Source organism: Bradyrhizobium sp. BWC-3-1, from assembly GCF_032917965.1.
Taxonomy (GTDB): Bacteria; Pseudomonadota; Alphaproteobacteria; order Rhizobiales; family Xanthobacteraceae; genus Bradyrhizobium; species Bradyrhizobium canariense_D.
On record NZ_CP136625.1, the window covers coordinates 3,225,458 to 3,249,265 of the forward strand.

22 protein-coding genes are annotated in these 23,808 nt (G+C 64.2%); 12 read left to right on the forward strand and 10 right to left on the reverse strand.

Annotated elements, in window-relative coordinates:
- The first annotated feature begins 53 nt into the window (after positions 1–53).
- Complete coding sequence (locus RX329_RS15370; protein ID WP_166517481.1) at positions 54–3,800, forward strand: tetratricopeptide repeat protein; 3,747 nt, start codon at positions 54–56, stop codon at positions 3,798–3,800.
- 276 nt (positions 3,801–4,076) lie between these two features.
- Here RX329_RS15370 and RX329_RS15375 read toward each other — a convergent pair whose 3' ends face one another.
- The 3 genes from RX329_RS15375 to RX329_RS15385 form a co-directional block, all read right to left on the reverse strand.
- The gene (locus RX329_RS15375) at positions 4,077–5,282 is read right to left on the reverse strand and encodes a multidrug effflux MFS transporter (protein ID WP_085349411.1); all 1,206 of its coding nucleotides are present in this window, start codon (positions 5,280–5,282) and stop codon (positions 4,077–4,079) included.
- Positions 5,283–5,479: 197 nt separating this feature from the next.
- The gene (fliP, locus tag RX329_RS15380) at positions 5,480–6,241 is read right to left on the reverse strand and encodes a flagellar type III secretion system pore protein FliP (RefSeq protein ID WP_035994574.1); all 762 of its coding nucleotides are present in this window, start codon (positions 6,239–6,241) and stop codon (positions 5,480–5,482) included.
- The gene (locus RX329_RS15385) at positions 6,238–7,209 is read right to left on the reverse strand and encodes a flagellar biosynthetic protein FliO (protein WP_085349410.1); all 972 of its coding nucleotides are present in this window, start codon (positions 7,207–7,209) and stop codon (positions 6,238–6,240) included. The genes fliP and RX329_RS15385 overlap by 4 nt, the downstream gene beginning before the upstream one ends.
- 348 nt (positions 7,210–7,557) lie before the next feature.
- Here RX329_RS15385 and flgB point away from each other — a divergent pair, with 348 nt between their 5' ends.
- From flgB to atzF, 9 genes are all read left to right on the forward strand, one after another.
- Positions 7,558–7,962 carry a flagellar basal body rod protein FlgB gene (gene flgB, locus RX329_RS15390; RefSeq protein ID WP_085349409.1) on the forward strand — a complete coding sequence of 135 codons (405 nt, stop codon included), beginning with the start codon at positions 7,558–7,560 and terminating at the stop codon, positions 7,960–7,962.
- Between the two features lie 15 nt (positions 7,963–7,977).
- The gene (gene flgC, locus RX329_RS15395; protein ID WP_007602149.1) at positions 7,978–8,403 is read left to right on the forward strand and encodes a flagellar basal body rod protein FlgC; all 426 of its coding nucleotides are present in this window, start codon (positions 7,978–7,980) and stop codon (positions 8,401–8,403) included.
- A 16-nt stretch (positions 8,404–8,419) separates the two neighbouring features.
- Entirely contained in the window at positions 8,420–8,728 is a 309-nt protein-coding gene (fliE, locus tag RX329_RS15400) for a flagellar hook-basal body complex protein FliE (protein WP_007612285.1), read from the forward strand.
- Positions 8,729–8,791: 63 nt separating this feature from the next.
- The gene (gene fliQ, locus RX329_RS15405) at positions 8,792–9,055 is read left to right on the forward strand and encodes a flagellar biosynthesis protein FliQ (protein WP_007612284.1); all 264 of its coding nucleotides are present in this window, start codon (positions 8,792–8,794) and stop codon (positions 9,053–9,055) included.
- Between the two features lie 17 nt (positions 9,056–9,072).
- Complete coding sequence (gene fliR / locus RX329_RS15410) at positions 9,073–9,843, forward strand: flagellar biosynthetic protein FliR (protein ID WP_007612283.1); 771 nt, start codon at positions 9,073–9,075, stop codon at positions 9,841–9,843.
- An 11-nt stretch (positions 9,844–9,854) separates the two neighbouring features.
- Complete coding sequence (flhB, locus tag RX329_RS15415; protein WP_085349408.1) at positions 9,855–10,934, forward strand: flagellar biosynthesis protein FlhB; 1,080 nt, start codon at positions 9,855–9,857, stop codon at positions 10,932–10,934.
- A 155-nt stretch (positions 10,935–11,089) separates the two neighbouring features.
- Positions 11,090–13,672 carry a cell cycle histidine kinase CckA gene (cckA, locus tag RX329_RS15420; protein WP_085349407.1) on the forward strand — a complete coding sequence of 861 codons (2,583 nt, stop codon included), beginning with the start codon at positions 11,090–11,092 and terminating at the stop codon, positions 13,670–13,672.
- A 291-nt stretch (positions 13,673–13,963) separates the two neighbouring features.
- Positions 13,964–14,956: a Tim44 domain-containing protein gene (locus tag RX329_RS15425; RefSeq protein ID WP_085349406.1), complete on the forward strand. Its 993-nt coding sequence runs from the start codon at positions 13,964–13,966 to the stop codon at positions 14,954–14,956.
- A 167-nt stretch (positions 14,957–15,123) separates the two neighbouring features.
- Positions 15,124–16,509: an allophanate hydrolase gene (gene atzF / locus RX329_RS15430; protein WP_085349433.1), complete on the forward strand. Its 1,386-nt coding sequence runs from the start codon at positions 15,124–15,126 to the stop codon at positions 16,507–16,509.
- A gap of 10 nt (positions 16,510–16,519) precedes the next feature.
- Here the strand turns inward: atzF and RX329_RS15435 are convergent, their stop codons facing one another.
- The 4 genes from RX329_RS15435 to RX329_RS15450 all read right to left on the reverse strand — a co-directional run bounded on the left by RX329_RS15435 (position 16,520) and on the right by RX329_RS15450 (position 19,946).
- Positions 16,520–17,245, reverse strand: a complete 726-nt coding sequence (locus RX329_RS15435) for a Crp/Fnr family transcriptional regulator (RefSeq protein WP_085349405.1) — start codon at positions 17,243–17,245, stop codon at positions 16,520–16,522.
- Between the two features lie 87 nt (positions 17,246–17,332).
- Positions 17,333–18,172, reverse strand: a complete 840-nt coding sequence (locus RX329_RS15440) for an ABC transporter ATP-binding protein (RefSeq protein WP_162496421.1) — start codon at positions 18,170–18,172, stop codon at positions 17,333–17,335.
- A gap of 20 nt (positions 18,173–18,192) precedes the next feature.
- Positions 18,193–19,014 carry an ABC transporter permease gene (locus RX329_RS15445; protein WP_244559812.1) on the reverse strand — a complete coding sequence of 274 codons (822 nt, stop codon included), beginning with the start codon at positions 19,012–19,014 and terminating at the stop codon, positions 18,193–18,195.
- Positions 19,015–19,028: 14 nt separating this feature from the next.
- The gene (locus RX329_RS15450; RefSeq protein WP_317246108.1) at positions 19,029–19,946 is read right to left on the reverse strand and encodes an NrtA/SsuA/CpmA family ABC transporter substrate-binding protein; all 918 of its coding nucleotides are present in this window, start codon (positions 19,944–19,946) and stop codon (positions 19,029–19,031) included.
- Between the two features lie 461 nt (positions 19,947–20,407).
- Between RX329_RS15450 and RX329_RS15455 the strand changes: the two genes are divergently transcribed.
- Together RX329_RS15455 and RX329_RS15460 are read left to right on the forward strand one after the other, a co-directional pair.
- Positions 20,408–21,085, forward strand: coding sequence for a lectin (locus RX329_RS15455; RefSeq protein ID WP_085349432.1), 678 nt, complete (start codon positions 20,408–20,410; stop codon positions 21,083–21,085).
- 185 nt (positions 21,086–21,270) lie between these two features.
- Positions 21,271–21,978 (forward strand): glutathione S-transferase, encoded by a 708-nt coding sequence (locus RX329_RS15460; RefSeq protein ID WP_085349401.1) that lies wholly within the window; start codon positions 21,271–21,273, stop codon positions 21,976–21,978.
- Positions 21,979–22,056: 78 nt separating this feature from the next.
- Here RX329_RS15460 and RX329_RS15465 read toward each other — a convergent pair whose 3' ends face one another.
- The 3 genes from RX329_RS15465 to RX329_RS15475 form a co-directional block, all read right to left on the reverse strand.
- Entirely contained in the window at positions 22,057–22,731 is a 675-nt protein-coding gene (locus RX329_RS15465) for a methyltransferase family protein (RefSeq protein WP_026233169.1), read from the reverse strand.
- Positions 22,732–22,845: 114 nt separating this feature from the next.
- Positions 22,846–23,019 (reverse strand): hypothetical protein, encoded by a 174-nt coding sequence (locus RX329_RS15470; RefSeq protein WP_166517615.1) that lies wholly within the window; start codon positions 23,017–23,019, stop codon positions 22,846–22,848.
- A gap of 282 nt (positions 23,020–23,301) precedes the next feature.
- Complete coding sequence (locus RX329_RS15475) at positions 23,302–23,775, reverse strand: hypothetical protein (RefSeq protein WP_026233168.1); 474 nt, start codon at positions 23,773–23,775, stop codon at positions 23,302–23,304.
- Positions 23,776–23,808: the final 33 nt, after the last annotated feature.

The window sequence follows — 23,808 nt, forward strand, 5'->3', positions numbered from 1 at the left end:
AGGGGCCGGCAGCAATGCCGGCGTGGACCGTCGAACCGGAAGTAATGCCGCCAATGGCGCGAGACGCTGCCGCTGGATTTGTGTCGCGAGCCCGCGCCCTGGCGCGGAGGCTGTCGCGTCATGTCCGCGCGGCGCCGCTGCTGGCAGCCAGCCTGCTGATCGGCTTCACGGCGCCTGTCCGGGCGGCCGACGCGATCAGGGGCGAGGCGACTTTCTCGGCCAGCGGCGGCTTTGCCCGTCTCGTGATCAAGCTCGGGGAGGACGTCCCCTCCGAGGTTACGACGGCCGGCTCCATTCTCGTCATCCGTTTCGACCGGGCGGTCGACGTTCCCGTCGATCGCGTCCCGGAAGGCGCGCCCGACTACGTCAACTCCGCCCGCCGCGATCCCGATGGCGGCGCCATCCGCCTGTCGCTGGCGCGGCGCGTCACCGTCAACACCATGAATGCCGGCGAACGTACCTTCATCGACCTCTTGCCGGAGGGTTGGAAGGGGCCGCCGCCGAGCTTGCCGATGGACGTGGTCAAGGAACTCGCCGAGCGCGCGCGCGTCGCCGAACGCGCGCTGCGCGCCCAGCGCGCCGCGGCGGAGAGTAAGAAACGGCCGCAGATCCGCGTGCGCGCGTCGGTGCAGCCGACCTTCGTCCGCTTCGTGTTCGAGATGCCGGATGGCGTCGGCGTATCCTCCGTGCTCAATGAACAGAAGCTCACGCTCGCCTTCAACGCCAACCTGAATTTCGATCTGGCGGACGCGGTCGTCGCAGCGCCGCCGAACGTCGCCTCGATCAAGCAGAAGGCCGACATCGACCAGACCAGTGTCGAGATCGCGCTGATCGGCGATTCCGACGTGCATTCGTTCCGCGACGAGAAGAACTACGTCGTCGACATCTCCTTCCAGCCGGACAAGGGCAAGATGGCCACGTCGGCGGAAGCTGCGATCGCGCAGGCCAAGCCCGCCGCTCATGGACCGGCGCCTGCGCCTGAAAAGCCGGCGGCCGAGAAGCCGAAGGACGCGCATCGTGAGATCGCGCCGCCGACGTCCGAGACGATCGCGCGCGAAGCCAGGATCGATGCCAAGCCCGAGGTGAAGCCGGAAGCGCCCGCCGCCATGCCGCCCGCTGAAGCGCCGAAATCGGTGCCGGCTCCTGCATCCGAAGCCGCGCCCGCTGCGCAAGCGCCCAAGGAAGCGCCCAAGGAAGTTTCGAAGTCTGTCGCGCCAGTTGCAGACGCTGCGGTCGCGCCCGCCAAGCCGGTCATGGCCGAAGCGCCTCAAGAGGTCGTGAAGGATGCTGCCAAAGAGCCGGTCAAGGAGCCCGTCAAGGCCGCGCCAGCAGAGGCGCCCGCTGCGCCGCAGCCGACTGGTGCCAGCGTCGATGTCCGCCGCGACAGCGACGGCCTGCGGGTAACTTTCCCGCTTCAGGTCGCAACCCCTGCGGCGGCGTTCCGCCGCGGCGACACCGTTTGGCTGGTGTTCGATACGGCAAAGCCGATCGACGTCGAGGCGATCCGCACCAAGGGCGGCGCGATGATCGGCGAGGTCGGCCGCGTCCCGCTCGAGAAGGGACAGGCGGTGCGCATCCGTCTCACCCGGCCGCTGGTCTATTCGCTGTCGAGCGAGGAGGTCGGCAAGCAGACCAACTGGCTCTTGACCCTCGCCGACAAGATCCAGGCGACGCCGCTGCCGCTGATGATCTCGCGCAACATCACCGACCCGGCGCTCGCCAACATCGCGATCCCCTTCGCCAATCCGGGGCTCCTGCACAAGCTCACCGATCCCGATGCCGGCGACACGCTCTATGTCATCACCGCGCAGCGGCCGGTGCGCGGCTTCATCAAGCGGCAGGACCTCGTCGATCTCGCGCTGCTGGAATCCGCGCATGGCATCGCGATCCGGCCGAATTCCGACGAGGTCGGCGTCGAGGTCGGGGCTGACAAGGTCATCCTCGGCAAAAAGGGCGGGCTGACGCTGTCCCCGGTCGACATCTCGGCCGAGCGCGCGCCGACCGCAGTGCGGCCGGTCTTCAGCCCCGAAGGTTGGCGCAAGGGCCAGTCGGAAAATTTCATAGCGCGCCAGAACGAGCTGATCACGGCGATCGCCAACCTCGAACCGGCGATGCGTTCCCTGCCGCGGCTCGACCTCGCGCAATTCTACATGTCGCGCGCGATGTATCACGAGGCGAAGGCCGTCACCGAATTGATGCTCGCCGATCCTCTCAACAAGGAGGAGAGCGGTGCGCTGATCATGCATGCGATCGCGAGCATCCTGATCGGTCGGCCGGCGCAGGGCCTGAAGGACCTCGCCAACCCCGTGATCGGCAACAGCCACGATTCCCAGCTCTGGAAAGCGCTCGCCTATGCGCGCCAAGGCAAATGGGCGGACGCGCGCGAGAAGTTCAAGAACGTCGAATTCGCCATCGCCTCGCTACCGCTCGACATCCAGCGCATCGTGACGATGGAGGCGATGCGCGCTTCGCTCGAGGTGAAGGACTATGCGGGCGCCTCCAAGCGCCGCAGCGAGCTCGAGGTGGTCGGCGTCTCGCCCGAGGCCGCGCCCGGCTTTGCCGTGCTGCGCGGCCGGCTTGCCGAGGCGCTCGGCCACGACAAGGACGCGCTCGACGACTACAAGTTCGCCGGCGGCTCGTCCGATCGGCCGGCTGCGGCCGAGGCCAAGCAGCTCGAGGTCGCGCTGCGGCAGAAGCGCGACGAGATCGGCAAGGAAGACGCGTTGCGCGAGCTCGAAACGCTCTCGATGACCTGGCGCGGCGACTCGATTGAGGTCAAGACGCTGCAGATGCTGTCGCAGATGTTTGCAGAGAACGGACGCTACCGGGACGCGCTCACCGCGGCGCGCACCGCGACAAAGCTGCAGCCGAACGCGGAAGCCTCGCGCCAGGCGCAAGACCTCGCCTCCGACCTGTTTACGCAGCTCTTCCTGGGACCCAAGGGCGACGAGCTGCCGCCGATCGAATCGCTCGGGATGTTCTACGAGTTCCGTGAGCTGACGCCGATCGGCCGGCGCGGCGACGAACTGATCCGACGCCTCGCCGACCGTCTCGCCTCGATCGATCTGCTCGACCAGGCCGCCGAGCTCCTGCAATACCAGGTCGACCATCGCCTCGAAGGCGCGGCGCGTGCGCAAGTCGCCGCGCGCCTCTCCATGATCTATCTCGCCAATCGCAGACCCGACATGGCGATCACGGCGTTGCGCGCGAGCCGGATCAGCGACCTCTCAGGCGAGCTCAGGCAGCAACGCCTGCTGCTGGAGGCGCGTGCACAGAGCGACGTCGGCCGCCACGATCTTGCGCTCGATATCGTCTCCAACGTTACAGGCCGCGAGGTGCTGCGCCTACGCTCGGATATCTTCTGGGCGGCGCGGCGCTGGCGTGAATCCGCCGAGCAGATCGAGCTCTATTACGGCGAGCGCTTCCGTGACTTCAAGCCGCTCAACGCGGTGGAGAAAAGCGACATCATCCGCGCCGCCGTCGGTTATGCGCTCGCCGACGACTCGATCGGCATGTCGCGCTTCCGCGAGAAATATGCGCCGCTGATGAGCGAGAGCGCCGATCGGCTCGCCTTCGACATCGCGAGCAAACCGACCGGCGCTTCCAGCGCCGAATTTGCCGATATCGCCAAGCTGGCTGCCAGCGTCGACACGCTCGACGGCTTCCTGCGCGAGATGAAGCAGCGCTTTCCCGACGCCACCGCCCGCGCGCCGGCCTCTCCACAGGCCAAGGACGAGTCCGACCACACCGGCTCGCTGCCCACGATCCCCGTCGTGCGCCAGATCAAGATGCCGCGATAGGATCGCCGCTCCTTCTTGGCCTCGCGACAGGGACCCGTGAGCCAGCTCTCAAGTGACGGGCAGGGCCGAAGACTATCGCCCGCGTACTCATCAACCCGATCAGTCCGCGAGGACGTAGGCCTTGTCCATTCAGTCTTTGAGACCGGACATGGCCCGTTTGCCTTTGCTAGTCGGCTGAGGGCTCCAGGTCCCTTGTGAGAAACATATGCCCCGTGAACCGATCGTAGGGCGTGGAAACAGGGAAGCAGCTAAGGCCAGCAAGCGACGTTAACGGGCTTAATTGAGCTTTCCCCGCACCTGATAAATTGCCGAGGCCAAGCTCGAGGCAAGCACTAGCACAAGACCAAGCCCGATCATGGGGTTGCTTGCGATCACCGCCGCAAGCGATACGCCTAGCGCCGCGGCCAACATCTGCCAGAAACCTAACAGGGCCGAGGCAGCACCGGCGCGATCGCCGAATGGCGAAAGAGCTTGCGCGCTGCAGAGCGGATTGACCATGCCCATGCCCAGCAGGAATACACATGCGCCGACAAGAAATGGCAAAAAGCGCCCGTCGAAAAGCGCGAATAGCAACACCATGCCGCCGCCGACACAGGCCAGCGCGAGACCGATGCAAATCGATCGGTCGAGACCAAGGTGCGGAACAATTCTGGTAGCGATAATGCCAGCACTAAAGACGATCATGACAGTGCCTGCGAAGAACAGGCCGAGTTGCATGGGTGTGAAGTCGAGGCCTTCTATCAAGACACGCGGCAACGCCGAAAACATTGCAAACAGCGCACCTAAGATGAGGCTAACAGTTGCGGCAGGAACCAGGAAACGGCGGTCAGTCGATAGCAACCAGTAATTCTTGGAGATCGTCGAGAAATCGAACTCGGCTCGTGGCGCGTGGTGCGTTTCTCCGAAAGCCGCAAGAAATGCTAAAGCGGCGACGACGGCGAAGATTCCGACGAACACAAAGGCTGAACGCCAGCCAAAAAAATGATCCAGCGCGCCACCGACCAGGGGCGAGAATCCGGGCGCCGCTGCCATCGCAACCATAACAAAGGTGAGCACGCGCGCTAGCTTTTCGCCCTGGAAAAGATCTCTTGCGATAGCTCGCGAAAGGACAGACGTGGCACATGCGCCACCGGCCTGCACAACGCGACCAATCAATAGTGCCGCCAAATCATTGGCTAACGCGCACCATATGCTACCTGCGAAAAATACAGCAAACCCGATCATCACGGGTATGCGCCGGCCGAAACGATCCGACAATGGACCGACAACGAGTTGTCCGACCGCGAACATGGCGAGGAATATGGTGATAGTTGACGTTACCTGAGCGCTGGTGACGCCTACCGCGACGGCGATACTCGGTAGCGAAGGCAACAGAATGTTGGTGGCCAACGTGCCACTCGCAGACAACGCAGCAAGAACGGCGACCTGAAGACCAAGCGGCACGACCCGAGCGAGCAGATGGTTTTCGACGTTGCTGGTCATAAGCCGCTTCGGATCTAGGGATGATGACCATCATATCAATGACCCAATGAATGCGCAACCTGAGCATATTCCGATATGTCACGAGCCGCCGAACGCGCTGACGATGGCAGGCTTCCGCCTTACGCTGGTAAGCTCAAGTGCACGCCTACAAGCATCGGGCTAGAGAGAATAGGGTCGCTGACCGCTGCCCAGGACCGCTACCCCCCGTAACTCTGCACCAGACTGCCTGCCACCAGCGACCAGCCGTCGACCAGCACGAAGAAGATCAACTTGAACGGCAGCGAGATCGTTGCCGGCGGCAGCATCATCATCCCCATCGACATCAGCACGGACGCGACGACGAGGTCGATGATCAGGAAGGGGAGGAACAGCAGAAAGCCGATCTCGAAGGCACGCTTCAGCTCCGAGATCATGAAGGCGGGGACGAGGATGCGTAAGCCGAGCTCGTCGGGGGTTGCCGGCGGCGGCTCGCCGGAGAGGTCCAGGAACAGCTTGAGGTCCTTCTCGCGCACGTTCTTCTGCATGAAGCCGCGCAGGGGGACGGAGGCGCGCTGAAGCGCGTCCTCGACGCCGAGCTGATTTGCGACGAGCGGACGGATGCCTTCGTCGTAGGATTTTTGCAGGACGGGTCCCATCACGAAGAAGGTGAGGAACATCGCCAGGGCGATGATCACCGAGTTCGGCGGGGCGGTCGCTGTGCCCATCGCGGTGCGCAGCAGCGACAGCACGACCACGATGCGCGTGAACGACGTCATCATGATCAGGATCGACGGTGCGATCGACAGCACCGTCAGCAGCGCGATCAGCTGGATCGCGCGCTCGGTGACGCCGCCACCGCCAGCGCCTCCGCCGCCGAGATTGATGCTGATGTCCTGCGCATGTGCCGGCATCGCGAGCGAAGCCGCGCCGATCAGGACAGAAAGAAGAAAAACTCTACGCGGGAGGGCCGGCAGCCTCACGAAGACGGCTTCGGACGGCCGAGCAACGAGGCCATCTCGTCTTCGAGATTTTCAAAGCTGGTCTTTTCCGGAGCCGGCTTTGCGGCAGGTGCCGGTGGCGCCGGCGGCTCGCTGCGGGCCACACGCGGAGGAGCGGCCGGGGGCTCCGGGGCGACCGGTGGGGCAAGCGTCTCGCCGGCGGGGCGGCGCAGCGCAGCTTCGAGCCGCTGCGCCATCTCGGCGAGATTCTGCTCGGCGCTCGATGGCCCCCCAGGAGCGGACGCCGGCGGCGGAACGGGCGGAGCCTGCGGCACAGGCGGAGGAGGCGCGGCTACGCGCTCGGAGCGCACCGGAGGCGCCTTTACCGGCTCGCTCTGGCGGGGCGGGCGCGGCATCAGAGGGGGTTCGTTGCGCGCAACGCGCGGCGGAATAGGTTCGGGACGCGGCTCGCGCTCGGGGCGCGGCGCGAGCGGCTCGGAGGTGAAGCCGGCCAGTGGCGGCTCGTTGCGGCGTTCGGCCAGCCCGGGAGCGGGCCGGCGCACTTCGTCGGCGAAGGAGGGACGCGCGGGCCGCGGTGGCGGCTCGGGCATTTGCGGCTCGGGATGATCGAGCAGCTCGGGCCGCGGTGCTTCGTCGGCCCAGCTGCTGGTATCATGCATCGGCGCAAGACGCGGCGGCTCGGCGGCATTGGAACGCTGCGGGAGCTGGTCGCGGCTGGGTGCTGCGCGCACGATGTTGGGTTCGACGACGATGTCGGTGGGGCCACCGATCATCAGAAGATGCTCGACATTGTCACGCCGGACCAGCACCAGACGGCGGCGGCCGTCGACCGCGGCGGCATCGATCACGGCGAGCCGGGGCATCCGGCCGCGCTGGGTGTTTGCGCCAAGCCGGCTGGTGGCGAATCGGCGAACCAGCCATGCAGCGACGCCGATCAACGCCAGAACGACGATGAACGCGACGATGAAGGTGATAGGGCTGCCTTGCATACTTGTCCCCGACAAATGGCGCTTGTCTCGGGCCAGTGGTCAGATGCGCCAACCACCGGCTTACGTTGCCCCAAACTGCGATTTCTTAACGTCCCACGGCAAGTTTTGCCGTCCCCAACTCTTAATAACCCATGAATCGCTCGATCCAAAACGACTTCTTGACCTGTGAATGCGCCGCCAAGCGGTTGGGTTAATGCCGCTTTTGGAGGCGTAGAATCACGGGGCACGCGCAGTGGTGTCCCGCCGGGGGACAGCTGCCTGCGACCTCCTTAACCGGCTGTTAACCATACAGGCGGCAAATTCTGCCTAGCTTCGGACCTGGTCCGAGAGGCGGAAGGAGCCGCAACGATGTCCATCAACGATCTTCCGGTGCTATCGGCGCTTCGCACCAAGATGCAATGGCACCAGGAGCGCCAGCGCGTCCTGTCCGAGAACGTCTCCAATTCCGACACGCCCAAATTCCGTCCGCGCGACCTGGTCGAGCCGAAGCTGGACAGGAGCGGCGCCGTCACGGGTTCGATGGGTCCCTTGGCGCTCACCCGCACCAGCGGTTCCCATATGGCGCCGTCGGGCGCGGCCTCCGGATTCGACCAGAACAAGAATGCGGGTTTTGAGACACGCCCCGCCGGCAACGCCGTCAATCTCGAAGAGGAGATGATGAAGGCCGCCAGCAACCAGATGGATTATGCGGCGGCGACCTCGCTCTATTCGAAGAGCCTGCACCTGCTCAAGACCGCGATCGGCAAGGGCTAGGGCTGGAGATAGACCATGGCGAATGACAGCAGCGACTTTGCCCGTTCAATGGCGATCGCGACCTCCGGTCTGCGGGCGCAGGCCGGGCGCATGCGGGTGATCTCGGAGAATATCGCGAATGCGGATTCGACCTCGCAGACCGCCGGCGGCGATCCTTACCGGCGCAAGGTGCCGACCTTCTCCTCCGCGCTCGACCGTACACTCGACGCGCAGGTCGTCACCCTCGGCAGGATCAAGCCCGACCAGTCCAATTTCCGCACCAAATACGAGCCGAACAATCCGGCGGCGGATGCGACCGGTAACGTCAAATATCCCAACGTGAACTCGGTGGTCGAGATGACCGACATGCGCGACGCGCAGCGGTCGTACGAGGCCAACCTCAACATCATCAGCGCGACGCGCCGGATGATCCAGCGCACCCTCGACATCCTCAAGAGCTGAACAGGACATTTGAACCATGGCAACACCGACAATTGCCGCCAACGCCTATGCAAACCTCGCTCGCGTGCTGGAGAACAGCGGTGCCGGCAAGGGCAGCGAGCCGAGCGGGCAGTCCTTCGCCTCTCTTCTGAAAGATACTGTCGGCAGCGTCCTGGAGTCCGGCCGTAAATCGGACGCACAGACGGTGGCGATGGCCGCCGGGAAGGCCAACGTGATGGACGTGGTGACGGCGGTCGCAGATACCGACGTCGCCGTGTCCACGCTGGTCTCTGTCCGCGACCGCGTGATCGCGGCCTATGAAGACATCATGAAGATGCCGATCTGATTTTTCTGGTTCGTGTGTCCTCATCAAGAGGTGGGGATGAGAGTTGAATAAAGGAACCGCGAAATGACCGGACCGGAAACCCTCGACGTCGCGCGTGATGCGATCTGGACGATCGTGATCGTGTCGTCGCCCCTGATGGTGGTCGGCCTCGTGGTCGGCGTCGTCGTGTCGCTGTTCCAAGCGCTGACGCAGATCCAGGAACAGACGCTGATCTACGTGCCGAAAATCCTGGCCATCTTTGCCACAATGCTGTTGGCCTTGCCATTCATGGCAGACGCACTGCATTCCCACATGCTGCGGATATCGTCGCGAATCATCGGCGGCTGAGGCACTATGCGCCTATCATGCGCATCGACGTCTCGCTGCTGCCGGCGCTTGCCGCCTCCTTCATGCTCGCCTTTGCCCGGGTCGGCGCGATGGTGATGCTGTTGCCGGGCCTGGGCGAGACCAATATCCCGACACGGATCAAATTGTCGATCGCGCTGCTGCTCACGCTGATCATCCTGCCGCTGCATCGCAATGCCTATCAGGTCGACATGGGCTCGATCGCGCCGCTGCTGGTCCTGATGCTGCATGAGATCGTGATCGGCATCGTGCTGGGAGCGACCGCGCGGGTGACGTTGTCGGCGCTGCAGGTTGCCGGTGCCGTGATCGCGCAGCAGATGGGGCTCGGCTTCGTCACTTCGGTCGATCCGACTCAGGGACAGCAGGGCGTGCTGGTCGGCAACTTCCTGACGATACTGGGGGTGACATTGCTGTTCGCCACCGACAGCCATCATCTGGTGATCGCGGCGCTGAACGACAGCTACACGATCTTCGCGCCGGGCGAGACCGTGTCGAGCGGCGATGTCGCCGCACTGGCGACGCGCGCCTTTGCCGCCGCGTTCCGCCTGGGCTTGCAACTTTCCGGACCGTTCCTGGTGTTCGGCCTCGTCTTCAACATCGGACTCGGCGTGCTGGCGCGGCTGATGCCGCAGATGCAGGTCTATTTCGTCGGCGTGCCGCTGTCGATCTTCGCCGGCTTCCTGGTGCTTGCCGTCGTGCTCACGGCGATGATGGGCACCTTTCTCGACTACTTCATCGGTGTCATGCACCAGATGATGCCACTCAAGTGACCGGGTGATCGATGGCGGAAGACAACGATCCAGAGAGTCAAACAGAAGACCCGACGCAAAAACGTCTCGAAGAGGCGCTCGAACGCGGTGACGTCGCCAAGAGCCAGGAGATCAACACCTGGTTCATGATCGCGGGCGCCACGCTCGTCGTCTCGAGCTTCTCGGGATCGGTCGGCAGCGGGCTGTTGGCGCCGATGCGCAACCTGCTCGCCAATTCCTGGATGATCAAGACCGACGGCAGGGCTCTGCTCGCCCTGATGCAGCAGATCGAAGTCGCGGTGCTGGCGGCGGTGGGCGTGCCGCTACTGATGCTGGTGCTGGCGGCAATTGCCGGCAACGTGCTGCAGCACCGACTGGTCTGGTCGGCCGAATCCCTCAAGCCCAAGTTCAGCAAGCTGTCGCCTGCCGAAGGCCTCAAGCGCATCTTCGGCAAGCAAGCGGCGGCGAACTTCCTCAAGGGTCTCGGCAAGCTGATCGTGCTCGGCGCGGTCATGACCGTGATCCTGTGGCCGGAGCGGCATCGCATGGAGGCGATGGTCAGGCTCGATCCGGCTGCCCTGCTCGGCGCCTCCACCAGCCTGACCATTCATCTGCTCGGCGCGGTGGTCGCGGCGCTCGCGATCATCGCCATCGGCGACTATTTCTTCCAGTATCGCAGCTGGTTCCAGCGGCAGAAGATGTCGCTCCAGGAGATCAAGGAAGAGTACAAGCAGTCCGAAGGCGACCCGCACATCAAGGGCAAGCTCAGGCAACTGCGCCAGCAGCGCTCCAAGAAGCGCATGATGGCGGCGGTTCCCAAGGCCTCGGTGATCATCACCAACCCGACCCACTATTCGATCGCGTTGTCCTACGAGCGCGGCATGTCGGCGCCGATCTGCGTCGCCAAGGGCGTCGACAACCTCGCTTTCAAGATCCGGGAGATCGCGCGCGAGCACGACATCCCGATCGTCGAGAACGTGCCGCTCGCCCGCGCGCTCTACGCCACCGTCGAGATCGACGAGGAAATCCCGACCGAGCACTACCATGCGGTCGCCGAAGTCATCGGCTACGTCATGCGTCTAAAGAGCGGATTCGGTGCCACCCGGCAATAAAACCCCTGAAAAGTACTGGAAATGGCCGTAATCTGGGAATCAGCGTACCTTTCGCCCCTGCTGCCCTTGCGCCTGCGGGTCCGATTCAGGCAGGGAGGACCCTGCGCGCCCTGTAGCGCGTTGATTCTCTGCCGACAGGCTTGTGCCAGCTTGAGATGACTGCCGAGACCGACCACGACCTCACACGCGAGCCCGTTGCGGCGCACGAGCCGTCGCCGCGCTCGGGCAGCATTGCGCTGGTGCTGCTGGTGGCCGCCGGCCTCGTCGCCGTTGCCGTCGGGTTGATGACGCTCGGGCGCGCGCAGGCCCAGCCCTATATCCTCGGTATCCTCGCCGTGCTGGCGATGGTCGGCCTGTTCAACCTGTTCGCCTTCGCCGCCGGCATCATCCGCTTCGCCGATCGCAATCTCGACGATCCCGTGATGGGGCGCATCGCCGACCACGCCTTCGACGGCCTCGCCGTGACCGACCCGCGCGGCCATGTGGTCTATTCCAATGCGGCCTACCTGACGCTGACCGGCGCCGCCGGTCCGCAGGACGTGCGCCCCGTGGAGCGCGTCTTCATCGGCAACCCCGACGTCTCCGAGGCGGTGTTCCGCCTGTTGAAAGCCGCGCGCGAAGGCAAGCGGCAGCAGGAAGAGGTCCGCATCTCCGGCAATCATGGCAGCCAGGGCCGCTGGCTCCGCATGCGGGTGCGGCCCCTCGGCACCGGCAAGCGCGAGACGAGATACGCGGTGTGGTCGATCGCAGACATCACCCGCGACCGCGAGCGCCAGGAGGACGTGTTCCAGGAACTCCAGCACGCGATCGAATATCTCGATCACGCGCCCTGCGGCTTCTTCTCGGTCAATCCGGCCGGGGAGCTCGCTTACGTCAACGCGACGCTGGCGAACTGGCTCGACTACGACCTCGCCGAGATCGGCTCGGGCGGGCTGAAGCTCACCGACATCGTCTCCGGCGACGGTGCTTCGCTGCTCACCGCGATCGTGGCGGTGCCGGGCGAGGTCAAGACGGAAGTCTTCGACATCGACCTGCGCATGCGTACCGGCAAGACCATGCCGGTTCGGCTCTATCACAAGCTCGCCTTCGGCGCCGACGGTGCGCCGGGCCCGTCGCGCACGCTGGTGATCAGCCGTGCCCGCGACGAGCGCAGCGATCCCGACCGCGCCGCCGAAGTGCGCTTCATGCGCTTTTTCGACCATACCCCGATGGCGATCGCCACCGTCGACCGCGGCGGCAACGTCGTGCGCGCCAATGCGCGCTACGCCAAGCTCGGGCAGGCACTGGGGCTCGACAGCGCCAGCAAGTCGATCTTCCGCGCGGTCAATTCGCGCGACCGGCACCTTTTGATCGCGGCCATCAACCAGGCTGCGGAGGGCCAGGCCGACGTCGCGCCGGTCGAAGTGGCGCTCGAAGGAACCAGAGAGCGCTGGGGCCAGTTCTTCGTCACGCCGGTGGATGCGGCCGAGAACGACGCCGAAGTCGCCATTGTGCACATGCTCGAGACCACCGAGCGGCGCGCGCTGGAGAACCAGATCAACCAGTCGCAGAAGATGGAGACCGTCGGCCAGCTCGCGGGCGGCATCGCCCACGACTTCAACAACGTGCTCTCCGCCATCATGATGGCGAACGACTTCCTGCTGAACGCGCACAAGCCGACCGACCCGTCGTTCCAGGACATCATGCAGATCAAGCAGAACGCGACGCGGGCCGCCACGCTGGTGCGACAGTTGCTGGCGTTCTCGCGCCGGCAGACGCTGCGGCCGCAGGTGCTCGACCTCGGCGATGCGCTCTCCGATCTCGCCATGCTGCTGCGCCGGCTGATCGGCGAGAAGGTCAAGCACGAGACCATCCACGGCCGAGATCTCTGGCCGGTCAAGGTCGACGTCTCCCAGTTCGAGCAGGTCATCGTCAACCTCGCGGTCAACGCGCGCGACGCCATGCCCGACGGCGGCAAGCTGATCATCCGCACCGCAAACGTCACCACCGAGGAAGCGGCCAGGCTGGCCTACAAGGGCATGCCAGCCGCCGACTATGTGCGGATCGAGGTCGCCGACACCGGTACCGGCATTCCCGCCGACATCCGCGACAAGATCTTCGAGCCGTTCTTCTCGACCAAGGAGGTCGGCAAGGGCACCGGCCTCGGGCTCTCCACCGTCTATGGCATCGTCAAGCAGACCGGCGGTTTCATTTACGTGGACTCCGAGCCCGGGCAGGGCACCTCGTTCCACATCTTCCTGCCGCGCCATCATGCCGAGCCGGAGGTGCAGGTCGAGCAGCCGGCGCCGGTCGTTGGCGCCAGCAATGGTGCCGCGAAGGAGGCCGGGTCCGTGGCGGACGCCAAGCCCCGCACCGATCTCACCGGACAGGGCACCATCCTCCTGGTCGAGGACGAGGAGGGTCTGCGCGCGCTCAACGCACGCGGGCTGCGCTCGCGCGGCTACACCGTGGTCGAGGCCGAGAACGGCGTCGAGGCGCTGGAGGTGCTGGAAGAGCAGAGCGGCGGAATCGATCTCGTCGTGTCCGACGTCGTCATGCCGGAGATGGACGGCCCGACATTGCTCAAGGCGATGCGCGAGAAGAACCCCGACATCAAGTTCATCTTCGTTTCCGGCTACGCCGAGGACGCGTTCGAGAAGAGCCTGCCCGAAGGCCAGCAGTTCGACTTCCTGCCCAAGCCGTTCACACTTAGCCAGCTCGTGGCGGCCGTGAAGGAGACGATGGCGAAGGCGGGGTGAGGGCGCGGGCTCCACATTCTCCGTCATTGCGAGGAGCGAAGCGACGAAGCAATCCAGTTGCCTCCGCGGAAACAGCCTGGATTGCTTCGCTTCGCTCGCAATGACGGAAAAAAGCTGAACTGCTGTCGCCAAACCGACCGGTAGCCGGCGACCGCGGCTCCTTTGCACACCCGGCCAAGCCGCCGCCAAATATGGGCTTTTGCCACATCCCCGCGACTGAGGGCCGCAGCCATAAGTTCCGATAGTGGCTTCCTTTTTACGGAAGGCTGCCCATCTTAGGGGCACATCCCCATGCCGGGGATCTGGGAAACCAACATGAATTTCTCGCAACGCTCCCGCAGTCTCTTCAAGACGATTGCCGTCGTGCTGGCGCTTGCGCTGCCGACTGCGCTGGCGATCTCGTCCGCCGACGCGCGCGTCGGTGGCGGTATGTCGTCGGGTTCGCGCGGTTCGCGCACCTATTCGGCCCCGCCATCGACCACGACCGCGCCGGGCTCGACCTCGCAGTTCAATCGGACCTACACCCAGCCGGGCGCAGGCATGAATTCGGCTGCCGCCGCACCCGCGCGTGGCGGTCTGTTCGGCCGGGCCGGCGGCTTCATGGGCGGCCTTGCGGCCGGGTTCCTCGGCGCGGGCCTGCTCGGCATGCTGTTCGGCGGTGGCCTGTTCGGCGGCCTCGGTGGCCTGTCGTCGATCATCGGCCTGATCATCCAGATCGTCCTCGTGGTGCTCGTGGTTCGGCTGGCGATGTCCTGGTGGCAGCGCCGCCACACCCCGCAGGCGGCCTATGCCAATGCTGACGCCGGTGCCGGTCCGGGACCGCAGGCGAACAATCGTAGTGGTCTTGGCGGTGGCTTCGGCTTCGGCGCCAACAACGCACCGCTCGAGATCAAGCCGGACGACTATGAAGCGTTCGAGCGCCTGCTCAGCGACGTCCAGTCGGCCTGGTCCAACGAGGACGTGGCCAAGCTGCACACGCTCGCGACGCCGGAAATGGTCTCCTATTTCGAGCAGGACCTCGGCCAGAACCGCGCGCGCAATGTCGTCAACAAGGTCAGCGGTGTGAAGCTGTTGCAGGGCGACCTCGCGGAATCCTGGCGCGAAGGCGAGACCGATTACGCGACGGTGGCGCTGCGCTTCGCGCTCACCGACAAGACGCTCGACCGCAATACCGGCGCGATTGTCGCCGGCAGCGAGCAGCCGGGCGAGGCCACCGAAGTCTGGACCTTTGCCCGACGTCCGGGCGGCACCTGGGAATTGTCAGCGATCCAGCAGACCAACTGATCGCCCGTATAGCGACAAACGAGGGCGTCGTGCTTCGGCACGGCGCCCTTTTTGTTTGAGCGGCGCGTTTCCGGTCAGGCGGCCATTTGGGGGAAGCACTTAATTGCTTGTTGGCCGCGCAGAGCTGCCGCAATTTCGCGCCTGCCGGTTGGATGAGGAGATATTCCGTGAGCCAGTGTGTCGCGCGCCTCAGGACAAACTACGAAGGCATTGCCAGGAGTTCGTCCCTGCTGCTGGAGGCGATCGGAACGGCGTATGACCGGATCGAGGCCGAGCGCGACCGCAATTGCTGGATCTATCTTCGCCCGCGGCAGGAGGCACTCGAAGAATGCCATAAGCTGGTGGCGCGCGCGCGGACGGGCGAAAATCTTCCGCTGCTCGGCATTCCATTTGGTGTGAAGGACAACATCGACGTCGCGGGAATGCCGACCACTGCCGCATGTCCGGCGTTCAGCTATACGCCCTGGCATTCCGCGCATAGCGTCGAACGCCTCACCGCAGCCGGCGCAATTTGCCTCGGAAAGACCAATCTCGATCAGTTCGCCACAGGCCTGTCCGGCGTGCGCTCGCCCCATGGCCCCTGCGCGTCGGTTGCCGATGCGCGCTATGTTGCGGGCGGTTCCAGTTCCGGCTCCGCGGTCGCCGTGGCGGCGGGGCACGTCGCCTTTGCGCTCGGCACCGATACCGGCGGCTCGGGGCGCATACCTGCCGGGTTCAACAACATCGTCGGAATCAAGCCGACCGTTGGGCTGGTGTCATCACGTGGCCTGGTGCCGAATTGTCCGACGATCGATTGCGTGTCGGTATTCTGCAATACCGTCAGCGACGGCGAAGCAATCCTCGACATCATCGAAGGGTTTGATTTCGAAGATCCCTACAGCCGCCTGCCCAGAACCTTTTTCCCCGCCAACGGTGCGGCGGCATCATTCCGGTTCGGCCGCGTTGCGCCAGCAGATCTCGAATGCTTCGGCATGTCGGAATGCGGCGAACTCTACGAGAGTGCCTGCGAACGTCTTGCTCATATCGGAGGAACGGCGATCGAGGTGGACTTCGCCCCATTCCGCCAGGCCGGGGAGTTGATGTTCAGCGGTCCCTGGGTCGCGGAGCGGCACTCGGCCATCGCTTCGCTCATCGACGTCGAATCCGGCGCCTTGCTTGATGTCACGAGGACCGTGCTGGGCTCAGCCGCCGGGTATTCGGCGATCGACACGTTTGGCGCCATTCACCGGCTGCACCGGCTTCGCCGCGACGCCGAAGCAATCTTTGCCGGCATCGATGCCCTGGTGGTTCCGACTGCACCGCGGCCGTTCACACTGGAGGAGATGCATCGTGATCCGATCACCCTCAACAATCGTCTGGGCTACTACTCGTACTTTGCCAATCTACTCGATCTCTGCGGCGTCGCCGTTCCGAATACGAAATTGCCGAACGGCATGCCCATGGGCGTGACCCTGCTGGCGCCGGCCTGGCACGATCGCGCGCTGATCGGACTCGCACGGCGGTTCGAGGCCGGCGCAGACGGATCGGCATTCGAATTGAAGTCTGGCGGCTAACGGGCGGACATTATCCCATCGCCTGCCCAAGTGTAGAAACATCCAGGATCGCAATCACGGATCTTTCGTATCTGATCACGCCTTCATCCTGGAGCCGCGCGAGTTGCACGGTCACCCATTGGCGGGTGGATCCGATCAGATTGGCAAGGTCGCCGTGCGTAAACGGCATGCCGACGACGATCTCGCCGTCGCGTTTCACGCCGTAGACATGCGACAGGAAGATCAGCAGGCTATGCAGCCGCTCGGTGACCGAGCGCGTCCCAAGCATCTGGGCCATTGCCGAATAGCATCGCGCCTTGAATGCGAGGGCATCCAGCAAGGCGACGGCGATTGCCGGCGATTCGAGCGCAAGCCGCCGCAATGCCAGTCCGGGCATGAACGTCAACCGGCTGCGCTCGGCCGCAACCGATGTCCACATATGCGGGCCTGTCCCGAAGATGTCGGGCCCGCCGACGAAGTTGCCTGGAAACCAATAGGCGAGCGTGACTTCGCGCCCCGACGGTGCGGCATAGTAGCTGCGTATGCGCCCCTCGCTGATCAGGTAGATCCCGGCCTGTGCGTCGCCCTGGGACCACACCAGTTGGCCGGCTTCCAGGATCTTTTCGCGTCCGATCGCACGCAAGCGATTGCAATCAGCCCGGTTGAGACCATCCAATAAGCCGGGCAGCGGTCTGACGAGATCGTCCGACTCCGCGAGCATCACACCTGCCGCTATCGCGCTGTTCGCCCTGTGCATGGCCGGCTCCGCATGTGAGACCTGGCATCGGCTATTCAAGAACCATGCCAGCTCCCTGCGTTCGCCTCAGACGCGGACTCCGCGTCATCAGTCCGCGTCCGACTGATTGAATGCCCGCAACCCTTCTGCGCGGATGACGTCGAGACAATCTTTCTTGAGCGAAAGATATGCTGGCTCGACCATGACAGAACTCGACCGCGGGCGCGGCAGCTTGACCGCGACTTCGCGCAGGATGCGGCCAGGTCCCGCGCTCATGATGAGAACGCGGTCGGCCAGCACGATGGCTTCATCGATGTCATGCGTCACGAACACGATCGTCGCCTTGATCCGGTCGCGCAGCGCCAGCAGATTGTCTTGCATCACGGCGCGGGTCTGCGCGTCGAGCGCCCCGAAGGGCTCGTCCATCAGCAGCACACGGGGCTGATTGGCCAGCGCTCGCGCGATCGCCACGCGCTGTTGCATGCCGCCGGACAGCGTCATCGGATAAGCGTCGGCGAAACGCTTGAGGCCGACCATCGCGATCAGATCGTCGGCGATGGCATACGCTTCCGTCGTGGACTTTCCGAGCATCCTGGGACCGTGGGCGATGTTGCTGCGGACGGACTTCCAGGGGAAGAGATGCGGCTGCTGGAACACCATGCCGACATCGGGACGCGGACTGTAGACGGGCGCACCCTCGACCAGGATCTCGCCTTCGAACGGCACTTCCAGCCCGGCGATCGTATTGAGCACCGTCGACTTGCCGCAGCCGGAGGGACCGGCGATGCAAACGAACTCGCCAGGCGCCACGTCAAACGAAACGCGATCGACCGCGATGATCTGCCCGCGCTTGGTGTCGAAAACGATGCTCAGGTTCGAGACTTGAATGGCCGGTTGTTTTCGCGCCGATTCGACGGAGGCAGGCGAACTTGCCAGTGCCAGTTTCATGCCCGATCGAGATCCCGACATCAGCGCCACCAGACGATACGTTCGGCAAGAGCCGCAAACAGCCGGTCGGCGATGAACGACATCAACCCGAGCGCTGCGAGCCCGCCCATGACCTGGCCCGTTTGCAAATTCTGCTGCGCAATCTCGATCCTGTAGACAATGCCGGCGAAAGCTCCGGCCAGTTCAGCCGCGACGAGCGTGTAGAAGGAGATGCTGACGGCGGTGCGCAACCCGACGACAATGTAGGGAAGCGCGCCCAGCAGCACGATCTCCTGCAGCATCTGCCGTCGGGGCGTGCCGAGCATCAATGCCGCCCGAATCAGGCCGCGGTCGACCTTCTGCACGCCGATGTGAGTCGAAAGCCACACCGTGAAGAATACGCCCCATACGACGAGGAACAATTTTCCCGCCTCCGACAGGCCGAACCAGAGGATGACGATCGGCACGAACGCAATCGGCGGAATTGGCCGCAAGATATGGAATAGCGGGGACAGCAAGCTCGAGATAACGGGGAATTGGCCGGTGAGAATACCGAGCAGGATGCCGAGCGCGCCGCCTATGATGAATCCCGTGGTGACGCGAAAGAGGCTGGCCAACAGATCGCTAAAGAACTGTCCGCTTCGTATCCACTCAAGCACGGCCGCAGCAACCACCGTCGGCGGTGGAAACAGCACCATGTTGACGGTCCCGGAACGGGAGACCAGTTCCCAGAACCCAATGAACAAGGGAAGCGAAAGCGCCCCGACCAGAATATTGAGGCGACGAAGCCGAACTGAATTCGGCCGAGCGCGACCGCCAGTGCGGATGGCAATATCGCGTCCTGCTGACGTGGCTTCCTGCATGGCCGCGCGGGTGCCTATTTCCACGACAGGGTGACGCGTGCGGGATCGACCTTTTTCAGTGGCTCGGTGACGACGACCTTGCTGAAGTCGGGCATCGCCGCTCCCGGAGGATGGTTGCCGCTCTCGAGGCGCCATGCGGAATGGGTCTTCAGAATCTCGATGAGCCGGTCGTCGAGACGCACCCGGTAAACATAGTCGGCCCAGATGGGGGCGAGTTCGTCCCGCTTCATTCCAACTGCGTCCGCGACTGTCGTGATTGCTTCATCCGGCTGTGCCTTCATCCAGATCTCGGCATCGATCAGTGCGGCGATGAATTTCTCGACCAGCACTGGGTTGGCGTCCAGGTACGGCTTCATGACGACGATATTGAACGTCTCGGAATAGGTGCCTTTTGTATCTACCTCAGTGACGGCTTCGCCCATTGCCTTCTTCGCGTTGGCGACGTGGGGCTCCCAGGTGTCGATCGCGTCGATGCTTCCGGCCGCGAGTGCCGGCAGCATCTCCTGCGGCCGCAGATTGACGAGGGTGACATCCTTGGGCGTCAATCCCGCCGACTTCAGCAAGGTCGCCGTGTAAACCTCGCTACCGGTGCCGGCAGTGAAGGCGATTCGCTTGCCGCGAAGATCTGCCTTGGTCTTGACGCCGGCCTTGGCCGCGACGAGCGTCTTGAGATCGGAATATTCCATCCCGGCGATGAAGGCGATGGGCTGGTTTGCCATCGTCGATGCGGTGACCGGCGCCTCCGCCGTGGTCGCGATGTCGGCACCGCCCCCGATCACGGTGTCCAGGCACTGCTTGCCGGACGTGAAGTTCGAAACCGTGATGTCCAGACCGTGCTTTTCGAAGATTCCCTTCGACTTGGCGACGATCGCAAGGCCGGAGATCGGTGCGAGATTTTGCGCCAGCCGGGCTTTGAGCAGTTCCGCGGCCAAGGCGCAGTTCGGACCCAGGGCAAGACCGACGGCAAGGCAGCAAAGGGTGGCGCGGCCGGCAATTGTCGTGATTGGGCGGATTGTGGTCCGGTGCATGAACGATCTCCCCTTGCGCCGCGCGCTACGCAGCCCCGATGTCATCGCGGATGCCGCCCTGAACGGTCCCGCCACAGTCCCCCGCGTCCTCCCCTGGACGATCACTTGAGGATCGGCCCATTTGGTATGCTCGCCCGGCACCATTGTCCCGGGAAGCAATTAATCGACATGGCAGTCGGGAAGCGGCTGGGAATCGTCGGCGATCCCGTCGACCAACTGATCGCAGACGACATGAAAAAAACAGGGCATCGTGCTCCTTGCACGGGGACTTTTTCTTTTGGGCGTCTCGCATCGCGGCATCGGAATAAGCGGGCTTGCGTCGGGTTGAAATCTGGCGGCCAACGACAACACAAATGGAGGACAGGATGATCCGCATTGAGAGAACCATGACGATTTCAGGCCTCGCGCTCGCTGCGGCCTTGCTTGCGGCGCCATCGGCGCAGGCGCAGTCGGCCAACATGACATTCTTCGTGACTTCCAACGGTCCTGGCAAAGGCGCCGATCTCGGCGGTCTGGAGGGGGCCGATGCGCAGTGCCAGAAGCTGGCCCAGGCCGGCGGCGCCGGCAGTAAGACCTGGCGCGCCTATCTCTCCACGCAGGCCGCCGACGGCAAGCCGGCCGTCAACGCGCGCGACCGCATCGGCAAGGGACCGTGGCAGAACGCCAAGGGCGTGGAAATCGCCAAGGACGTGGCCGATTTGCACAGCGCCAACAAGATCAGCAAGGAGACAGCGCTGACCGAGAAGGGCGAGATTGTAAACGGCTATGGCGACCAGCCTAACCGGCACGACATTCTCACGGGATCGCAGTCCGACGGCACCGCGTTTGCGGGTCCCGACGACCGCACCTGCAAAAACTGGACGTCGAGTACGCAAGGCGCGGCGATGCTCGGCCACTCCGACATCAACGGCCCTGCGACCAACCCGACGGTCAAATCCTGGAACACCGCACACCCCTCGCGCGGACCCGACGGCGGCTGCTCGCAGGCCGATCTGAAGAGCACCGGCGGCGACGGCCTGCTGTATTGCTTCGCGTCGAATTGAGGCTTCCGTCATTGCGAGGAGCGCAGCGACGAAGCAATCCAGAGTCCCTCCAGGGTGACAGTCTGGATTGCTTCGCTGCGCTCGCAATGACGGAGCGTGTGGTGCCGCCCTTCCGCCCCATCCTGACGGAACCTTGTCGCGCGTGATAGATTGGTCCTGTCGCTTCCACGCTCACGGACCCTTCCATGAAATACGAGCTCTATTATTGGCCCGAGATCCAGGGCCGCGGTGAATATGTGCGGCTCGCGCTCGAGGAGGCTGGCGCGGCTTACATCGACGTGGCGCGTGGCCCACGCGGTACAGCTGCGATGATGAAGATGATGGACGCACACAAGGGCACGCCGCCCTTTGCGCCGCCGTTCCTCAAAGCCGGCAAGCTCGTCATCGGCCAGACCGCGAACATCCTGCTCTATCTCGGCGCCCGCCACGCCCTCGCCCTGAAGTCGGAAGCGGGTCAACTCTGGGTGCATCAGCTCCAGCTGACGATCACCGATTTCATGGTCGAGATTCACGACACCCATCACCCGCTCGGGCCCTCGCTCTACTACGAAGATCAGAAACCGCCGGCAAAGAAGCGCACCGCCGACTTCTGGGGCGAGCGCGTGCCGAAATATCTCGGCTATTTCGAGCACCTCCTTCAGGACAATGGCGGCGCCTATGTCACCGGCCGCAAGCTGACCTATGTCGATCTCTCGCTGTTCCAGCTCGTCGCGGGACTACGCTATGCGTTTCCGAAGCGGATGAAGGCGTTCGAGACAGATATCCCGGCCCTCGTCGGCATGCACGACCGCGTGTCGGCGCGCCCGAACATCAAGGCTTATCTCGAAAGCGAGCGCCGTATTCCCTTCAACGAGCAGGGCATCTTCCGCCGCTACCGCGAATTGGATGGCTAGAGCGCCTGCGAACGCTTCCGCCGACGTCAGTCGATCGGAGGGAACACTTTTCTGCGATTTACAGAGTGATGCGCGCGCTCACCACACGCCAGGCAGCAGGCGATAGCGCACGTGCGTCACATAGTCGGCATAGCCCGGCAGGCCCTCGCGCAGCGTGCGCTCCTCGATGCGAATGCGGCCCGCAAACAAGACGAGGAATAGCGGCACCATCAGAAGTCCCCACCATGAGCCCAGAAGCAGCGGCACGCCGGCGAAGAACAGGATCATGCCGCTGTACATGGGGTGGCGCACATGGGCATAAGGCCCCGTCGAGATCACGTGCTGCGCGCGCTCGGCTTGCAGCTTCACCACGGGCGCCGCGAACGAGTTCTCGCGGAAAACCCAGAGGATGAACAGCGTCGAGAGCAGGAACAGGGCGAGGCCGAGCACCTGCAGCGCCATCGGCATGTCGGAGGACCGCGTACGCCGGTCGAGCCCCATCGCCGCCAGCCAGACCAGCATCGCGACGACGAAGACGGTCATGAACACCTTGTCGGCAGCGGGCTGGTCCTTTTGCAGGACCGGCCGCAGACGTTCGGCGAGCAGTGCGGGGTCGACCCGGTAAAGCCACCAGCCGCAAAGCGGGCCGAGCAGGGCGGAGGTCGCGAGGAACACCCAGGCCGACGGCCAATGCAGGGTGCCGGCGGACGCGAACAGCAGCGCGCCCATGGCGGCGGTGGTGATCGTGCTCTGCAACAGGAGTCTTGCGATCATGCAGGTCTCAGGGTAGTCGCGCACGATATTGGTCCCGCTATCCGGCGAAGTTGCGGCCGGACACGCGAAAAGCCCGATCGACCGGATCGGGCATTTCATCTTCGACACGGCTGATCAGGCGAGCTGATCGATCCGCGTACCCTGACCCGGCGGCAGCGGCGCAGGCGGCGGCGGCTTATAGGTCGGGTCGTTGTCCTTGGTCTTGGTCTGATCGTCCTGCTGCTTGGTCGTGTCGTAGCTCGGCACCACGATCGCGATCGGCGGCGGCGTAACGGTAGAAACGCTCATCCACAAATCCTCACATATGGAACAATTGACCCTGCGCCGCGAGACGCAAAATTTCCTTCAAGCCAATCGTTAAAATGCGAGGGATCCGGTGCGGTGGAGAGGCCGCTTTCGTGCCGCCACACGCGCTGTTTCCGCGAGAGGACAGACCTCTCCTCGTCATTGCGAGCGAAGCGAAGCAATCCAGTCTGTCTCCGCGGAGGGATTCTGGATTGCTTCGCTACGCTCGCAATAACGGTCTGTAGTGGGCGGTGTGCTGTCAGGCGCACACCGCGCGGGGACCGCCTATTCGTCCTTGCCGCGCGTGATCGCGATGGACGCATCCGTCTTGGTGCGGGCGCATTCCATGTTGAGACGCCGGTAACGCATGCTGATCTTGTCGCCGCGCAAGAGCCCCATCCGCTTCAGGCAGCGTGTCGCGCCCGTCGTCGTATCGTCCTTGGTCACGGTGAAGACGATCGCGGCCATCGACCCCACCAGCGCAAAGAACTCCGGCTTGGGCTTGCGATCGCCCTTGGCATAGAGCTCGATCGAATATTTGTCGCCACGGCAGGCCACGGACAATTCCTTGGCCGCCGGATGAGTCAGGTAGACGACGTTGGCGGCGCGGAAATTCACCTTGAGGCGATCGACCTGGTTCGCCAGCTCCTTGGCGCTGTCATCGCAGCGGTCCGCGCGGGCGGGCGAGGCGATGGTCACAAGGCCGGTGATGGCGGCGGCGACCAGGATCGCGCCGCGGACGTGCAAGTTCAATGTCATGATGAAAGGCCCCTTAGCGGGCGCATTCAACCG

What these genes read in the sequence shown, in the direction of transcription:
- RX329_RS15440 (WP_162496421.1), bottom strand. Translation starts at nt 18,172, where the DNA reads ATGAAACTGGCACTGGCAAGTTCGCCTGCCTCCGTCGAATCGGCGCGA.
- RX329_RS15455 (WP_085349432.1), top strand. Translation starts at nt 20,408, where the DNA reads ATGATCCGCATTGAGAGAACCATGACGATTTCAGGCCTCGCGCTCGCT.
- RX329_RS15435 (WP_085349405.1), bottom strand. Translation starts at nt 17,245, where the DNA reads ATGCACAGGGCGAACAGCGCGATAGCGGCAGGTGTGATGCTCGCGGAG.
- flhB (WP_085349408.1), top strand. Translation starts at nt 9,855, where the DNA reads ATGGCGGAAGACAACGATCCAGAGAGTCAAACAGAAGACCCGACGCAA.
- RX329_RS15460 (WP_085349401.1), top strand. Translation starts at nt 21,271, where the DNA reads ATGAAATACGAGCTCTATTATTGGCCCGAGATCCAGGGCCGCGGTGAA.
- RX329_RS15425 (WP_085349406.1), top strand. Translation starts at nt 13,964, where the DNA reads ATGCCGGGGATCTGGGAAACCAACATGAATTTCTCGCAACGCTCCCGC.
- flgC (WP_007602149.1), top strand. Translation starts at nt 7,978, where the DNA reads ATGGCGAATGACAGCAGCGACTTTGCCCGTTCAATGGCGATCGCGACC.
- RX329_RS15385 (WP_085349410.1), bottom strand. Translation starts at nt 7,209, where the DNA reads ATGCAAGGCAGCCCTATCACCTTCATCGTCGCGTTCATCGTCGTTCTG.
- fliE (WP_007612285.1), top strand. Translation starts at nt 8,420, where the DNA reads ATGGCAACACCGACAATTGCCGCCAACGCCTATGCAAACCTCGCTCGC.
- RX329_RS15370 (WP_166517481.1), top strand. Translation starts at nt 54, where the DNA reads ATGGCGCGAGACGCTGCCGCTGGATTTGTGTCGCGAGCCCGCGCCCTG.
- flgB (WP_085349409.1), top strand. Translation starts at nt 7,558, where the DNA reads ATGTCCATCAACGATCTTCCGGTGCTATCGGCGCTTCGCACCAAGATG.
- RX329_RS15465 (WP_026233169.1), bottom strand. Translation starts at nt 22,731, where the DNA reads ATGATCGCAAGACTCCTGTTGCAGAGCACGATCACCACCGCCGCCATG.
- fliQ (WP_007612284.1), top strand. Translation starts at nt 8,792, where the DNA reads ATGACCGGACCGGAAACCCTCGACGTCGCGCGTGATGCGATCTGGACG.
- RX329_RS15445 (WP_244559812.1), bottom strand. Translation starts at nt 19,014, where the DNA reads ATGCAGGAAGCCACGTCAGCAGGACGCGATATTGCCATCCGCACTGGC.
- RX329_RS15375 (WP_085349411.1), bottom strand. Translation starts at nt 5,282, where the DNA reads ATGACCAGCAACGTCGAAAACCATCTGCTCGCTCGGGTCGTGCCGCTT.
- RX329_RS15470 (WP_166517615.1), bottom strand. Translation starts at nt 23,019, where the DNA reads ATGAGCGTTTCTACCGTTACGCCGCCGCCGATCGCGATCGTGGTGCCG.
- fliR (WP_007612283.1), top strand. Translation starts at nt 9,073, where the DNA reads ATGCGCATCGACGTCTCGCTGCTGCCGGCGCTTGCCGCCTCCTTCATG.
- RX329_RS15475 (WP_026233168.1), bottom strand. Translation starts at nt 23,775, where the DNA reads ATGACATTGAACTTGCACGTCCGCGGCGCGATCCTGGTCGCCGCCGCC.
- cckA (WP_085349407.1), top strand. Translation starts at nt 11,090, where the DNA reads ATGACTGCCGAGACCGACCACGACCTCACACGCGAGCCCGTTGCGGCG.